The organism is Polynucleobacter sp. MG-Unter2-18 (assembly GCF_018687675.1).
In the GTDB taxonomy this organism is placed as follows: Bacteria; Pseudomonadota; Gammaproteobacteria; order Burkholderiales; family Burkholderiaceae; genus Polynucleobacter.
Window position 1 is genome coordinate 1,072,063 of the sequence record NZ_CP061302.1, and the last position, 14,650, is coordinate 1,086,712.

A 14,650-nucleotide genomic window follows, 5' to 3' on the forward strand; every position below is an offset into this window, starting at 1 on the left:
TTTTTTACTTGAACACTGAGGACAGATAGCATGATATTGCTTGATGATGCTCAGAGCACCGCAGCGCAGCCGAGCAGTCGCTTGTATGAGCAAGCAATACAGCTCTGGGCGATCTATCCTCAGTCTAGCCACACACAGACAATTGCAGCTGTAGATCAATGCCTCCAAGAAATTAATAAAGCTTTAGATCAAGGAGAATATGTTGTCGCTGCGTTTGCTTATGAGTTAGGTCTATATATACACAATATAGATCGATCAGTTGAACCTGAAAGTAAAGATCATCCATTAATACAGGCATGGTCTTTTAAATCTTACGAAAGATTGAGCAAGGCGGATGTTGATACCTATATTGAAAAAAAGATAGCGACTCTAGAGCCTGAAGCTCAAGTTGCTGGAGTGGCTGATCTTGAATTTTCCCTTGATCAAGAGAAGTTCACCGCCGATATTCAGGGTATTCAGGAATACATTCGCAACGGCGACACTTATCAAATCAATCACACCTTTCGGATTACGGGTGAAGCTTATGGAGATCCACTCTCTCTGTATGCACGATTAAGGGAGCGACAGCCGGGAAGGTTTGGCGCATTTATTGCACAAGACTCGAACTTTATCTTGTCCCAATCACCCGAATTATTTATTCAGAAGCAAGGCAATACCTTAAAAGCCATGCCAATGAAAGGCACTGCCAGTGCATTAAGCGATTCTGCTGAGCACTTATCAGCAGATGCAAAGAATCAAGCAGAAAATGTCATGATCGTGGATTTATTACGCAACGATCTAAGTCGACTTGCCTTACCGGGAACAGTCACCGTTCCCAAGCTATTTGAAGTCACTCAGTACGGCGACGTCCTGCAAATGACCTCTACCGTTGAGGCTGAGATCAAGCCTGAAATGAAATTGGGTGACGTGCTAAATGCGGTGTTTCCCTGCGGGTCTGTCACGGGCGCTCCTAAAAAACGCAGTATGGAGATCATCCAAAAATTAGAGCCTCAAGAGCGAGCCTATTATTGTGGCGCCTTAGGTTGGATTGATCCTAGTAGTGATTTTGCGTTTAGCGTTCCGATTCGCACCCTTGAAATTCATCAGGATACAAAAACACATGCCTCACCCTTTTCTTTAGGCATAGGTGCTGGCATTACGATTGACTCAGAGCCTGCGCAGGAGTGGGAAGAGTGTCAAATTAAAGCTGCCTTCTTGAGCAAGTTACCCAGTAGCCTGGGATTATTTGAAACTATCTTGGTCAGCAAAGGTCAGGCTCAGAATCTAGAACTTCATCTAGCACGCTTGACCGATTCTGCTTTAGCGCTTGGCATACCTTGCTTTCTACCAGACATGATGAAAGTGATTGATCTTGGGTGTGAAAACTGCTCAATAGATTCTGAATATCGATTGCGTTTGGATCTCAATCATCTAGGAATTGCAAGTTATCAAATCACTCCCATTAGCCCACTCGAGGGATCGGTAAAAATCTTTTGGGCTAGAGATATTCTGCCCGATTCAAATCAGGCTACCCTTCGCTCTGGCAATGTTCTATTAAGACATAAGGTAAGCATTCGAAATGTCTACGACCAAGCCTGGCGATTGGCAGAGGGTCATGGTGGCTTTGATGCCTTATTTACTAATGAGCAAGGCTATGTCACTGAGGGTGGAAGAAGTAGTGTTTTTATCAAATCTGGAGATAGATGGCTAACACCCCCCGTCTCAGCAGGTCTGTTACCAGGGGTTATGAGATCCATCATATTGAATGATCCCCAATGGAATGCCCATGAGGTCAACCTGACTATTGATGATGTTCGGAATGCAAAAGAGATTATGCTTAGTAATGCTTTACGCGGTCTCATCCCCGCCCATTTCTAGAAAGTCCACATGAAGTTTTGCTCGCACTGTGCAGCGCCTATCAGCATCAAGATTCCTGCGGATGATTCGCGGGAACGCCATGTCTGTGACTCTTGTGGAAGTATTCATTATTTCAATCCACGTAATGTAGTTGGGAGCATCCCGGTCTTTGGTAAGCAAGTTTTATTGTGCCGTCGCGCCATAGAACCTCGCCATGGCTATTGGACTCTGCCTGCTGGATTTATGGAACTTGGTGAAAGCACCAGTACTGGGGCGGCACGTGAAACTCATGAAGAAGCTGGCGCTATCGTTCAGATTGGTCCGCTCTACTCCCTGCTCAATGTGCCACATGCTGAACAGGTACATCTTTTTTATCTAGCTTCGATGAATTCTCCAAACTTTCAAGCGGGAGAAGAGAGTCTAGAGGTTGCTTTATTTGATGAGCAGGATATCCCGTGGGATGAAATTGCTTTTCCAACGGTAAAGCAAACTCTGGAGTGGTTCTTTGCTGATCGTGCTGCCGGAGTATTTGATTCCGACAATGAATTTAGCGTTCGTAGCAGAGACATTCTGCCAACTGAAAAAATCTAAGCGTCACAAGCTCATGAGCAATATCAGCTGGCTAGGGTCTCAGGATGAATTTCCCAATCCTATTCACCACGCAGATCCTGATCCGAGTGTCCCCGGCTTAATTGCGGTAAGTGAACGGATATATCCAGGACAGTTAGCTCGCGCGTATCAAATGGGAATCTTTCCCTGGTACTCCGATAATCAACCAGTCTTATGGTGGTCGCCCAATCCCCGGATGGTATTAAAGCCTGATCACTTTAAATGTCATGACTCCCTGAAGAAATCCATTCGTCATTTTTTATCTGACTCTCGCAGAGAAATCGGGGTTGATGAAGACTTTGGTGCGGTCGTCCGCTCCTGCGCAACTGCGAGCCGCAAGGATCAGGATGGCACTTGGATTACGCATGAAATCATGGATGCCTATACCAATCTTCATGAAGAGGGTCATGCTCATAGTATTTCAATCAAGGAGGATGGTCGCCTAGTAGGGGGCCTTTACTGCGTCTCCTTTGGCGGGATGGTTTTTGGTGAGTCGATGTTTAGTCATCAAACAGATGCTTCTAAGATTGCTTTAGCTGCTCTTGCAGCCTGGTGCGAGCATAACCAAGTGGAAATGATCGATTGTCAGCAAGAGACTGCACACCTGAATTCCATGGGGGCCGCGCCGATATCTCGCAGTGAATTTTTATCCCATCTGCAGCTTGCTTTAAATCAAACTAATATAGAGATTCCCTGGAAATTTGATAAACAGATTCTTCGTCACTGGCTATGACCCAGCTAAAAGAGCTTCCTCTCACTGAATTGCAGTTTTATGCAACTGCACCTTACCCCTGTAGCTACTTACCGGGGAAGACTGCGCGCTCTCAAGTCGCCACTCCCTCACATTTAATACATGCTGATTTATATGGTGAATTAGTCAATGCGGGGTTTCGTCGCAGTGGTTTATATACTTACCGACCTTATTGCGATGAATGTAATGCCTGTACTGCAACGCGCATTCCAGTAAAGCATTTCTCCCCAAAGCGCAGTCAAAAACGCGCCTGGAGAAAACATGCTGGACTAGATATTCGCGTGCTTAATCTTGGCTATCAAGAGGAGCACTATCAACTCTACCAACGCTATCAGCAGGAGCGTCATGCTGGTAGTGAAGTAGATCAAGATGATCAAGACCAGTACATGCAGTTCTTATTACAAAGCCGGGTGAACTCCAGAATTGTTGAATTTCGGGATGGTCCTCACGATTCAGACCCAGGGCGTTTGCGCATGGTCAGTATGATTGATATCTTAGATCAAGGGATCTCTTCGGTTTATACCTTCTTTGATACCAGCAATGCCTCTGCAAGCTATGGAAGCTTTAGTATCTTGTGGCAAATTCAGCAGGCCTTAGAGCTAGATCTTCCCTATCTCTACCTTGGCTATTACATCGAACAAAGCGAGAAAATGTCCTATAAGGTGAAGTTTCAGCCGATTGAGGGCTTGATCGATGATCACTGGCAACCCATCATTGGGCCATAATGTCTTCTCATGATTGACAGCTACCCTCTTCTGCGCCCCTGGCTTTTTTCCTTAGATCCAGAGCAAGCTCACAACACCACCCTGAGTAATTTAGATCGTACTCAGCGTTGGGGTCTATTGCGCCACTTGTGCGATCAACCAGTGTCAGATCCGCGTAAGCTTTGCGGTATAACTTTTCCAAACCCAGTGGGTCTCGCTGCTGGTCTAGATAAAGATGGCAAACATATTGATGCGCTAGGCAGCCTAGGCTTTGGTTTTTTAGAAATTGGTACTGTTACCCCAAAACCACAACCCGGCAATCCAAAGCCTCGTATGTTTCGTTTGCCGCAAGCCCAGGCCATCATTAATCGCATGGGCTTTAATAATGACGGCGTTGATGCTTGTGTAAAGCGGGTTCGTAATTCAGCTTATTGGCAGAATGGCGGCATTGTTGGTCTCAATATCGGCAAGAACGCCATAACGCCAATCGAAGATGCTGCAAGCGATTACGTCACGGCCATGGAAGCAGTCTATGAGGTGGCCTCTTACATCACCGTCAATATCTCATCACCAAATACACAGAATTTACGTGCACTTCAAGGTGAAGATATGTTGCGCTCTTTGCTGCAATCACTGCATCTTGCTCGCGAAGCTTTAAGTGACCAGTTTGGCGTACGCAAACCCCTCTTTTTAAAAATTGCACCCGATCTTGAGCAAAACGATATCAAGCTCATCGCTGATCTCTTGGTGGAATTTAAAATGGATGCCATCATCGCCACCAATACAACGATTGCCCGCGATGCTGTTCAGGGGCTTGAATTCGGTCAAGAAGCTGGCGGCCTCTCTGGAGCACCCGTTCGTGATGCCTCCACCGAAGTCATTCGAAGTCTCAAAGAATATTTAGGCGGTGCCATTCCGATTATTGGCGTTGGCGGCATTATGTCTGGCAAAGATGCGCAAGAAAAAATCTTTGCAGGTGCTAGTCTGGTTCAAATCTACAGTGGCTTGATCTATCGGGGTCCGAAACTCATTTCTGAGTGCGCAGCAGCCCTTAAAGGCTAATTAGGCTTAAATAAACGGTTTTTGGTGTTGTCGCTGTATTTCATATTGTGCAATTTAAACAAAAATCGCTACAATTGACAACATGGCATCGACTAAATCTGAAAAAGTTATAAAAACACCAGGTGAAGCTGGCAAAACAGCGATTCAGGTCATTGAACGCATGATGAACCTGCTCGATGCCCTTGCATTGCACGAAGAGTCCAGCAGTCTGAAAAACCTAGCTGAAGAGACTGATTTACACCCCTCCACAGCTCACCGCATTTTGAATGACTTAGTGGCCTGCCGCCTTGTAGAGCGTGGCGATGGTGGCACATATCGCCTTGGACTGAAGTTGCTTGAGCTGGGCAACCTCGTTAAAGCCCGTTTATCGGTCCGTGAAGCAGCACAAGCTCCAATGCGGGCACTGCACAAGCTCACTGGTGAAACCATCAATCTTTCTGTTCGCCAAGGCGATGAGATCGTCTACATTGACCGTGCCTATAGCGAACGGTCTGGCATGCAAGTAGTGCGTGCTATTGGTGGTCGAGCGCCGCTGCATTTAACGTCTGTTGGCAAATTGTTTCTGGCAAGCGATGACCCAAACCAAGTTCGCGCTTATGTCACACGCACGGGTTTAGCTGGTCACACCAGAAACAGCATTACCGAATTGGGAAAATTAGAATCGGAACTCAATCAAGTTCGTAAGTTTGGGCATGCGCGCGACAACGAAGAGTTAGAGTTGGGCGTCAGTTGTGTGGCAGCTGAAATCTATGATGACAGTGGTAAGTTGGTAGCCGGACTCTCATTGAGCTCACCTACCGATCGCATTCAGGCGGATTGGCTCAAGCTATTACAGGATACCGCCTTACAAATCTCTAAGGGAATGGGATACAAACCCAAGATTACTGAACCGCATTCTTAAGATTTAGCTTTTCTTAAGAATGTCATTCTTACATCAAGCGACGAATTGCCTGAGGCTCACCTAATGGCATGCGCTCATACCAATCACGCACTCTCACTGCATCAGCAAAACGCGATTGCGTCCCAACAGAATCCAAGAAAACCAGCAGTAAGGGCGTGTTGTTCACGCGGGCCTGCATCACCAAGCACTTACCTGCCGCATTAATAAATCCAGTTTTTTGTAAGCCGATATTCATATCGCCTGCACGAACTAAGCGATTGGTATTTAAGAACTTCTGTGGTCGCTTGCCAATCACCATCGTCAAGTCTGGCCAGGTAGAAAATTCACGAATCATTTTATATTGATAGGCAACACTCAACATTCGCGTGAGATCTTCTGCTGAAGCCACGTTTTCACTCTTGAGGCCAGTGGGATCAGCAAAATAAGAATGAGTCATCCCAATCTCTTTTGCCTTACGGTTCATGGCGTCAATAAATGCAGAAATACCGCCTGGATAATTTCGGCCCAGCGTATAGGCTGCACGATTCTCAGAGGACATTAGCGACAATAACAAAGCCTCTTCTCTCGTCAACACCGTTCCCCCCGCAAGGCGGGACGAGCGATAAATATTGACGTCATCTGCATTAATGACAATCGTTTCATCGAGAGGCAATTTAGAATCCAGCACCACCATTGCCGTCATCAACTTAGTAATCGAAGCAATCGGTAAGCTTACTGAAGAATTTTTTTCAAAATACACTTCCTTGGTATCTTGATTAACAACCATGGCTACGCTGGACTGCAAACTTAGATCATCATGCTGACCGCGTAAACCTAGTGCCGTTGCAAAGGAAGGTCTTGCTGAGACAGCGGACTCGCCTGGACGAGTAACGGTCGTTCGAACCGTTTTTGGTTTTTTGGTTGATTTAACTACCTTTTTGGAATCCGATTTTGCAGGCGTCTTTGCTGCTGCTTTGTTAGTCTTTGCAGTTTTAGAATCTGGGTTAGCCGCCATTATCGGAAAGGAGGTAGTAGCTCCAAAAGAGATTAGGCAAACGAGGGCGACGAGCCAAAAACGATTCAAATACATCCCAAATTGCCTTCCAAAACTTTTAACATACGGAATGATAAATAACTTTTACTTCTCGACTGCAATTTTTAGCAATAGAAGTAAAAATAACCCTTCTATTTAACGCACTTCGTAGAAACTTATTCTGCAATCGTAGCAACAGTAGTTGTTTGACCTCGATTAACCAAAACAACTCCAGTCATTGTGAGTAATAAACCACCTGTCATCATAAAGGTAAAGGGCTCATCAAATAAGAACCACGCCATTGCCGCAGTGGTGGGCGGTGTTAAATAAAGAAGACTCGTCACCTTGGTGGCGGCCCCTTTCCGAATCATCATAAAGAGCAAGCTAATCGAACCTATTGAGAGCGGAAAAATCGCCCATAGTAGCGCTCCAATGACCGAGGCATTCCAAACCATGACAGCGGACTCAAAGTAATACATACAAACAAAGCACAGTATGGCTGATACGCCAAACTGAATGGATGAGCCCGCCCGCAAGTCAAAGACTGGACAGAATTTCTTTTGATAGAGAGTGCCAAACGTAATAGAGAGTAAGGCAGCAAAAGCCAATACGTAACTCAATGGAGGGATGTGGGCAAAGCCGATTTTTTCCGCTACCACTAAAGCTACTCCAGCGAACCCGAATCCCAAACCGATCCATTGACGCCCCGTAACTTTTTCAGACACCCAGGCGGCAAACCATGCTGTCAGGATGGGCTGTAAGCCTACGATGATTGCTACCAGGCCTGCAGTCATTCCTAGTCGGACTGCAAACCAAACTCCAAGTAAATAGCCAAATTGAAGCAATATGCCAGCAATAGCTATGTGCTTAAATTGCGACCAGCTTGGCCAGCTGATTCTCCAGACAAGACTTAGGCATGCCATAGCTATCAATACCCCTGAGAAACGCCAAAATAAGAAGGTGGCAGGCTCAACATAAGGCATTGCCAATCGCGCAATCACAAAGCCCGTACTCCAAATCAATACAAATAAGGGGGCAATTAGACTGTCAAGCTTCATTTAATGGATAACTTATTGAAAGTACGGGATTTTTTAATTAAGCTATGATTTTAGGCTTATTTAATAGGCCACAGCCCAGATCTTGGGGGTGCTGCAAAATTAATTCTCAATCCCGATCAATACGGCCCGAATGAATTGACAATGTGCGTAAAAAGGCCATAGTAAGTAGAGCCATGAAATTAATAGGAAAGGTATTGATATGAAATTAACGCCAGAACAAATGGCAGCAGCTCAAAAAGCCAATCTTGAAACTTTGAGTGGACTTACTAACCAAGCGCTTCAAAGCATAGAAAAATTAGTTGAGCTGAATATGCATATTGCCAAACAAAGCTTAGGCGAAAGTATGAGCAGCGCCAAGAAAGCGCTTGAAGTGAAAGATATCCAGCAACTCCTCGCTCATCAGGCTGAAGCAGTCCAGCCAATGGCTGAAAAAATTATGGCTTATAGTCGCCACCTTTATGAGCTGGCTCATGAAACTCAAGTAAGTTTTACCAACTCCGCTGAAAAAGAATTTCAAGAAGGTCAGAAAAAAATGAATGCCTTAGTGGAGGACTGGACTAAGAATGCACCGTCAGGCTCAGACGCCGCAGTACATGTTATGAAACAAGCGATCACTTCTGCCGCCATTGTATTTGAAACTAGTCAGAACGCAGTCATGCATGCAGTTGAAGTTGCTCAAACCAACCTGAGTAATGCCACTAGCGCGGTTGAGAAGAACGTCCAATCAAGCAGTAAAACAGCAAGTAAAAAAAGTAGTCGGAAGTAATTACTATGTGATTGCTATGTGATTACTGCATTAATCTTATTGTAGAAGTGCATAAAAAAAGCCCCGTTTTTTCGGGGCTTTTTTAGTAAGGCAAAGAGGGCAAATTAATGCGCCTTCTTCTTCACTGGCGGTAAATCAGTACAGTGACCAAGAGCGGCCTCTGCGGCTAAGCCAACCGATTCACCCAAAGTTGGATGTGGATGAATCGTTTTACCAATATCCACAGCATCGGCACCCATCTCAATTGCAAGACAAACTTCACCAATTAAATCGCCGGCATGGGTACCAACAATACCGCCACCAATAATGCGTTTGCTTGTAGCATCAAAAATCAGTTTAGTGAAACCTTCATCTCGACCATTAGCGATCGCTCTACCACTGGCTGCCCAAGGGAATAAACCTTTTTCATAGGCAATTCCTTTGGCCTTACATTGCTCTTCAGTCAAGCCTGCCCAAGCTACTTCAGGATCGGTATATGCCACCGATGGAATTTGCTTAGCATCAAAGTAGGATTTTTCACCAGCAGCGACTTCAGCGGCAACGTGGCCCTCATGTACTGCTTTATGAGCAAGCATGGGTTGGCCAACAATATCGCCAATCGCAAAGATGTGATTCACATTAGTGCGCATCTGATTATCGACAGGAACAAAGCCGCGCTCATCTACAACAACGCCTGCAGCCGCTGCATCAATCTTTTTGCCATTCGGTGTGCGCCCAACCGCAACTAATACCAAGTCGTAAGTCTGCGGCTCGCTAGGGGCGCCCTCGCCTTCGAAGCTCACTGCAATACCATCGGCCTTCACTTCAGCTTTAGAGGCACGAGTTTTAAGCATGATCTTTTCAAAGCGGCCGGCATTGAATTTTTCCCAGACCTTTTCTAAATCACGATCTGCGCCTGCCATCAGGCCGTCCATCATTTCCGCGATATCAATGCGGGAACCTAGGGTGCTATAAACAGTAGCCATCTCCAAGCCAATAATCCCACCACCAATGACTAACATGCGCTTTGGAATACTCGTGAGTAGTAAGGCGCCAGTACTGTCTACGATACGAGGATCTTCTGGCAGGAACGGTAGTTTTACTGGCTGACTCCCCGCTGCGATGATTGCTTTTTGAAAGCGAACCACTTCTTTTTGCCCGGTTAAATCTTGGCCATCACCTTGGGTTAACTCGACTTCTACGTGATTCGCATCCAAGAATCGACCCAATCCGCGCACTACAGTAACTTTGCGAGCTTTTGCCATACCGGCCAATCCACCCGTTAACTTGGCAATGACTGAATTTTTATAGCCACGCAACTGATCAATTTCAATCTTGGGAGTGCCATAGCTAATCCCATGTTTTGACATTGTTTTTACTTCATCCATCACTGCAGTTGTGTGAAGCAATGCTTTCGAAGGAATACAACCCACGTTCAGGCAAACGCCGCCTAAGGTTGAATAGCGCTCTATCAAAATGGTGCTCATACCCAAATCTGCACTTCGGAATGCAGCACTGTAACCGCCTGGGCCAGCACCAAGCACAAGTACTTCACACTCATGATCGACTTTGCCGCTGTATTGACCAGCAATCGGAGCGCTGATCACAGGTACTGCTACTGGAGGAGGCGTTGGAGCAGATGCTGCTGCAGTCGCAGTAACTTGAGGTGCAGTTGCTGCACCCACTTCAATCTCCGCTACAACACTACCCTTACCAACCTTATCACCAGCTTTTACAGAAATGCTAAGAACAGTTCCGGCGGCATCAGCTGGAACTTCCATTGTGGCTTTGTCGGATTCTAGAACGAGCAGTGGCTGCTCCTTTTCGATGACATCACCCACTTTAATGAGTACTTCAATCACTGGCACATCTGAATAATCGCCAATATCGGGTACGAGAATAATTTGCTTAGCCATATCTTTTCCTTATAGCGCTGCGCGGCGGAAGTCAGACATCAACTGAGCGATATAGACGTTAAAACGAGTAGCCAAAGCGCCATCAATCACACGATGGTCAGCACTTAATGACAATGGACAAATCAAGCGTGGCACAAATTGCTTACCATCCCAAACTGGCTTCATAGCAGCCTTGCTAACACCTAAAATTGCCACCTCAGGGGCATTCACAATCGGTGAGAAATAAGTACCGCCAATACCTCCCAAAGAGGAGATAGTGAAACTAGCGCCTTGCATTTGATCTGGCTTTAGTTTGCCATCACGCGCAAGTGCAGCTAACTCGGAGGTTTCGCGAGCAAGCTCAAAGATGCCTTTTTTATCTGCATCACGAATCACTGGGACTACTAATCCGTTTGGCGTATCAGCAGCAAATGCAATATTGAAGTACTTCTTCAACACTAAGTCATCGCCATCGATAGAGCTATTGAACTCAGGATATTTTTTGAGAGCCGCAACAGCAGCTTTCATTAAGAAAGCCAGCATCGTGATTTTGAGACCCTGCTTTTCATTCTCTTTATTGGTCAGCACTCTGAATGCCTCAAGGTCAGTAATGTCCGCATCCTCGTGATATGTCACAGCAGGAATCATGACCCAGTTACGGCCTAGATTAGCAGCGGTCAGCTTCTTAATACGATTTAATGGCTGACGCTCTGTATCACCAAATTTAGAGAAATCCACTTTTGGCCAAGGAATGAGATTCAGGCCACCTAAGCTTCCGCCAGATGCAGTCGATACGCTGCCAGCACCACCACTCATTGCAGCTTTAACAAAAGCCTGTACATCTTCTTGGGTAATTCTGCCTTTCGGACCAGAACCCTTGACTTGATGGACCGTGACACCGAGTTCGCGAGCAAACTTACGGACCGAAGGACTTGCGTGACTAGCTGTTGGATCGACCTCAACTGGAGTATTACTCACAGGAGGTGGTGCTGGTGCACGCACAATTGGCGGCTCTACTTTCGGAGTTGGTGCCGCAGCAGGTTCGACTTTTGCCGCTACGGGAGCGGGAGCGGTTTGTACAGCAGCTGGAGCTGCAGCCGCACCACTCTCTTCAAGCACCAGAACAATGGCTCCCTCTGAGATAGAGTCGCCCACTTTCACCTTGACCTCTTTCACAAGACCGGAGTGTGACGAAGGAACGTCCATGGTTGCTTTGTCTGATTCCAGAACAACAATAGATTGCTCTTTCTCAACACGGTCACCGGCTTTTACCAATACCTCGATGACGGGCACATCTTTGTAATCCCCAATGTCTGGGACTTTAATATCAATTAGTTGGCTCATAGTATCTATCTCTTATCAAACCGTCATTGGGTTTGGCTTGGTGGTATCGATGCCGTATTTCTGAATTGCTTCGGCTAACTTTTGGCGATCCAACAGGCCAGCATCGACCAAAGAGCGCAAGGCGGTGAGAACGACCCAGCGACGATCTACTTCAAAGAAATCGCGTAACTTTTCACGAGTATCAGAACGTCCGAAACCATCTGTTCCTAGAACCTCAAAGCGTCGGCCTAGATGCTGAATAGCCGGACGAATTTGTTCAGCAAACAGACGCACATAGTCAGTAGCAGCAATGATTGGACCCGCAGTATCTTTCAGGCACTGCTCTACATGAGATAAAGCAGGTGCTGCAGTTGGATTGAGAAGATTATTACGATGAACCGTATTCCAATTACGACCTAGCTCAGTAAAGCTTGGGCAACCCCACAAATCAGAGGCGACACCCCAATCTTTATGCAAGATTTCAGCAGCTTCAATGACTTCACGGAAGATGGTTCCAGAACCTAAAAGTTGTACACGCAATTTCGCATTAGCATCGCCAACCGACTTGAGTTTATACATACCTTTAATGATGTCTTGCTCCGCCCCTTTTGGCATCGCTGGATGAGCATAGTTCTCGTTCATCAAAGTAATGTAGAAGTACACATCTTCTTGTTCAGCCAGCATGCGACGCATACCATCTTGAATGACTACGGCTACCTCAAATGAGAATGAAGGGTCGTAGCTGATGCAGTTTGGAATTGCAGAGCTCCACACTTGACTATGACCATCTTCGTGCTGAAGACCTTCACCATTCAATGTAGTTCTACCGGCAGTACCGCCCAATAAAAATCCACGACTACGCATATCACCAGCGGCCCAACAGAGGTCGCCAATACGCTGGAAACCAAACATGGAGTAGAAGATGTAGAAAGGCAACATCGGTACGCCATGGGTTGAGTATGAAGTGGCAGCGGCAATCCAGTCGCACATACCACCTGCCTCATTAATACCTTCCTGCAAAATCTGACCAGTCTTATCCTCTTTATAGAACATCAATTGATCATGATCTTCTGGAGTGTAGAGCTGGCCTAACTGATTCCAAATGCCTAGCTGGCGGAACATACCTTCCATACCAAAGGTGCGCGACTCATCAGGAACAATCGGAACAACTCGCTTACCCAAAACCTTGTCGCGCACAATCGTATTCAATATACGAACAAATGCCATTGTTGTAGAAATCTCACGACCATCGGTAGTTGCTTCTAATAATGGTGCGAATACGTCAAGCGCAGGAACCGGTAGGCTCTCGGCCTTCATGCGACGCTGCGGCAAGTAACCGCCCAACTCTTGACGACGTGCTTTCATATATTCAAGCTCTGGACTTCCTTCAGCAAATTTCACTAAAGGCATTTCATCTAGATGCTCATCTTTGACGGGGATCTCAAAACGATCACGGAAACGGCGAACATCATCCGCATTCATCTTCTTGGCTTGGTGCGCAATATTCATCGCCTCACCTGAGCTACCCATACCGTAACCTTTAATGGTATGAGCCAAAATAACGGTTGGTTGGTCCTTGTGATTTACTGCGCAATGAAAAGCTGCAAATACTTTGTGGGGATCATGACCACCACGATTAAGTTGCCAAATCTCATCATCACTCCAGTCGCTGACTAGTGCTTTTAATTCAGGCGTATTGAAGACAATTTCGCGCACGTAGGAGCCGCTCTTCGCTTTCATAGTCTGGTATTCACCATCAACGATCTGACCGAGACGCTGCATCAAGATGCCTTTTTTATCGCGAGCAAACAATGCATCCCAGTGACCGCCCCAAACAACCTTAATTACATTCCAACCAGCGCCACGGAACTCACCTTCGAGCTCTTGAATAATCTTGCCGTTACCACGAACAGGTCCATCAAGACGTTGTAAGTTGCAGTTCACAACAAAAATCAGGTTATCGAGTTTTTCACGACCGGCCATACCAATAGCACCGAGTGACTCTGGTTCATCAGTTTCACCATCGCCGAGGAAAGCCCAAACTTTTCTACCTTCCGCTTTAATGAATCCACGATCTTGCATATAGCGCATAAAGCGCGCTTGATAAATAGCCATGATGGGGCCAAGGCCCATTGATACGGTTGGGAACTGCCAGAAATCCGGCATCAACCAAGGGTGCGGATAGCTTGAGATACCTTTGCCGCCAACTTCTTGACGGAAGTTATTGAGCTGCTCATCTGACAAGCGACCGAGCATGTAGGCCCGAGCATAAATTCCAGGGGCAGAATGCCCTTGAACAAATATTAGATCGCCACCATGCTCTGGAGATGGGGCATGCCAGAAATGGTTAAAGCCTACGTCATATAGAGTTGCAGCAGACTGGAAAGAAGAAATGTGACCGCCGACGTTGGTATCATTATTAGCGCGTAACACCATCGCCATTGCGTTCCAACGAGTGTAAGAACGGATGCGGTGCTCGACATTTTGATCGCCTGGAAGACGTGCCTGCTGTTCTACCGGGATTGTGTTGATGTACGGAGTTTCAGCATGAAAGGGTTGATTGACCCCATTGACTCGAGCATGAGAAATTTGCTGATCAATCAGATAGGCGGCACGTTCTGGACCCTCATTCCGAATAACGCCATCAAGGGCCTGTAACCACTCTTGGGTTTCACCTGGATCCGCGTCTTGTTTTCCTGCGCTACCCAAAATTTGTTCTGGAACCGCTGCCATAAACTGCCTCCATTATTTACA

At 46.3% G+C, this 14,650-nt stretch carries 12 protein-coding genes; 7 read left to right on the forward strand and 5 right to left on the reverse strand.

The annotated features are described in order from the left end of the window. Positions 1–30 precede the first annotated feature (30 nt). The 6 genes from C2759_RS05690 to C2759_RS05715 all read left to right on the forward strand — a co-directional run bounded on the left by C2759_RS05690 (position 31) and on the right by C2759_RS05715 (position 5,863). On the forward strand, positions 31–1,857 hold the full coding sequence (locus tag C2759_RS05690; RefSeq protein ID WP_215353771.1) for a bifunctional chorismate-binding protein/class IV aminotransferase: 1,827 nt from the start codon (positions 31–33) through the stop codon (positions 1,855–1,857). 9 nt (positions 1,858–1,866) lie between these two features. Further along, positions 1,867–2,427 (forward strand): NUDIX hydrolase, encoded by a 561-nt coding sequence (locus C2759_RS05695; RefSeq protein ID WP_215353773.1) that lies wholly within the window; start codon positions 1,867–1,869, stop codon positions 2,425–2,427. A 13-nt stretch (positions 2,428–2,440) separates the two neighbouring features. Then, on the forward strand, positions 2,441–3,178 hold the full coding sequence (aat, locus tag C2759_RS05700; protein ID WP_215353774.1) for a leucyl/phenylalanyl-tRNA--protein transferase: 738 nt from the start codon (positions 2,441–2,443) through the stop codon (positions 3,176–3,178). Next, positions 3,175–3,921 carry an arginyltransferase gene (locus C2759_RS05705; RefSeq protein ID WP_215353776.1) on the forward strand — a complete coding sequence of 249 codons (747 nt, stop codon included), beginning with the start codon at positions 3,175–3,177 and terminating at the stop codon, positions 3,919–3,921. Before aat ends, C2759_RS05705 begins: the two co-directional genes overlap by 4 nt. A 9-nt stretch (positions 3,922–3,930) precedes the next feature. Continuing rightward, a complete protein-coding gene (locus C2759_RS05710; RefSeq protein ID WP_215353778.1) occupies positions 3,931–4,962 on the forward strand; it encodes a quinone-dependent dihydroorotate dehydrogenase in 1,032 nt (343 codons plus the stop codon). Positions 4,963–5,044: 82 nt separating this feature from the next. Then, positions 5,045–5,863 (forward strand): IclR family transcriptional regulator, encoded by an 819-nt coding sequence (locus C2759_RS05715; RefSeq protein WP_215353779.1) that lies wholly within the window; start codon positions 5,045–5,047, stop codon positions 5,861–5,863. 28 nt (positions 5,864–5,891) lie between these two features. On the opposite strand, the gene C2759_RS05720 is transcribed toward C2759_RS05715, so the two are convergent. Together C2759_RS05720 and C2759_RS05725 are read right to left on the reverse strand one after the other, a co-directional pair. Further along, on the reverse strand, positions 5,892–6,932 hold the full coding sequence (locus C2759_RS05720; protein ID WP_215353781.1) for a serine hydrolase: 1,041 nt from the start codon (positions 6,930–6,932) through the stop codon (positions 5,892–5,894). 119 nt (positions 6,933–7,051) lie between these two features. Then, on the reverse strand, positions 7,052–7,933 hold the full coding sequence (locus C2759_RS05725; protein WP_215353783.1) for a DMT family transporter: 882 nt from the start codon (positions 7,931–7,933) through the stop codon (positions 7,052–7,054). Positions 7,934–8,132: 199 nt separating this feature from the next. Between C2759_RS05725 and C2759_RS05730 the strand changes: the two genes are divergently transcribed. Further along, positions 8,133–8,699, forward strand: coding sequence for a phasin family protein (locus C2759_RS05730; RefSeq protein ID WP_215353785.1), 567 nt, complete (start codon positions 8,133–8,135; stop codon positions 8,697–8,699). A gap of 104 nt (positions 8,700–8,803) precedes the next feature. On the opposite strand, the gene lpdA is transcribed toward C2759_RS05730, so the two are convergent. Genes lpdA through aceE form a run of 3 tightly spaced genes read right to left on the reverse strand, consistent with a single transcriptional unit; the run spans position 8,804 to position 14,629 of the window. Further along, on the reverse strand, positions 8,804–10,594 hold the full coding sequence (gene lpdA / locus C2759_RS05735; protein WP_215353787.1) for a dihydrolipoyl dehydrogenase: 1,791 nt from the start codon (positions 10,592–10,594) through the stop codon (positions 8,804–8,806). Positions 10,595–10,603: 9 nt separating this feature from the next. Beyond that, the gene (aceF, locus tag C2759_RS05740; protein WP_215353789.1) at positions 10,604–11,917 is read right to left on the reverse strand and encodes a dihydrolipoyllysine-residue acetyltransferase; all 1,314 of its coding nucleotides are present in this window, start codon (positions 11,915–11,917) and stop codon (positions 10,604–10,606) included. A gap of 15 nt (positions 11,918–11,932) precedes the next feature. Then, positions 11,933–14,629, reverse strand: coding sequence for a pyruvate dehydrogenase (acetyl-transferring), homodimeric type (gene aceE, locus C2759_RS05745; RefSeq protein WP_215353791.1), 2,697 nt, complete (start codon positions 14,627–14,629; stop codon positions 11,933–11,935). Positions 14,630–14,650: the final 21 nt, after the last annotated feature.

Bases quoted from the DNA above. Each gene is read 5' to 3' on its own strand.
- C2759_RS05690 (WP_215353771.1), top strand. From the start codon at position 31: ATGATATTGCTTGATGATGCTCAGAGCACCGCAGCGCAGCCGAGCAGT.
- C2759_RS05695 (WP_215353773.1), top strand. From the start codon at position 1,867: ATGAAGTTTTGCTCGCACTGTGCAGCGCCTATCAGCATCAAGATTCCT.
- aat (WP_215353774.1), top strand. From the start codon at position 2,441: ATGAGCAATATCAGCTGGCTAGGGTCTCAGGATGAATTTCCCAATCCT.
- C2759_RS05705 (WP_215353776.1), top strand. From the start codon at position 3,175: ATGACCCAGCTAAAAGAGCTTCCTCTCACTGAATTGCAGTTTTATGCA.
- C2759_RS05710 (WP_215353778.1), top strand. From the start codon at position 3,931: ATGATTGACAGCTACCCTCTTCTGCGCCCCTGGCTTTTTTCCTTAGAT.
- C2759_RS05715 (WP_215353779.1), top strand. From the start codon at position 5,045: ATGGCATCGACTAAATCTGAAAAAGTTATAAAAACACCAGGTGAAGCT.
- C2759_RS05720 (WP_215353781.1), bottom strand. From the start codon at position 6,932: ATGTATTTGAATCGTTTTTGGCTCGTCGCCCTCGTTTGCCTAATCTCT.
- C2759_RS05725 (WP_215353783.1), bottom strand. From the start codon at position 7,933: ATGAAGCTTGACAGTCTAATTGCCCCCTTATTTGTATTGATTTGGAGT.
- C2759_RS05730 (WP_215353785.1), top strand. From the start codon at position 8,133: ATGAAATTAACGCCAGAACAAATGGCAGCAGCTCAAAAAGCCAATCTT.
- lpdA (WP_215353787.1), bottom strand. From the start codon at position 10,594: ATGGCTAAGCAAATTATTCTCGTACCCGATATTGGCGATTATTCAGAT.
- aceF (WP_215353789.1), bottom strand. From the start codon at position 11,917: ATGAGCCAACTAATTGATATTAAAGTCCCAGACATTGGGGATTACAAA.
- aceE (WP_215353791.1), bottom strand. From the start codon at position 14,629: ATGGCAGCGGTTCCAGAACAAATTTTGGGTAGCGCAGGAAAACAAGAC.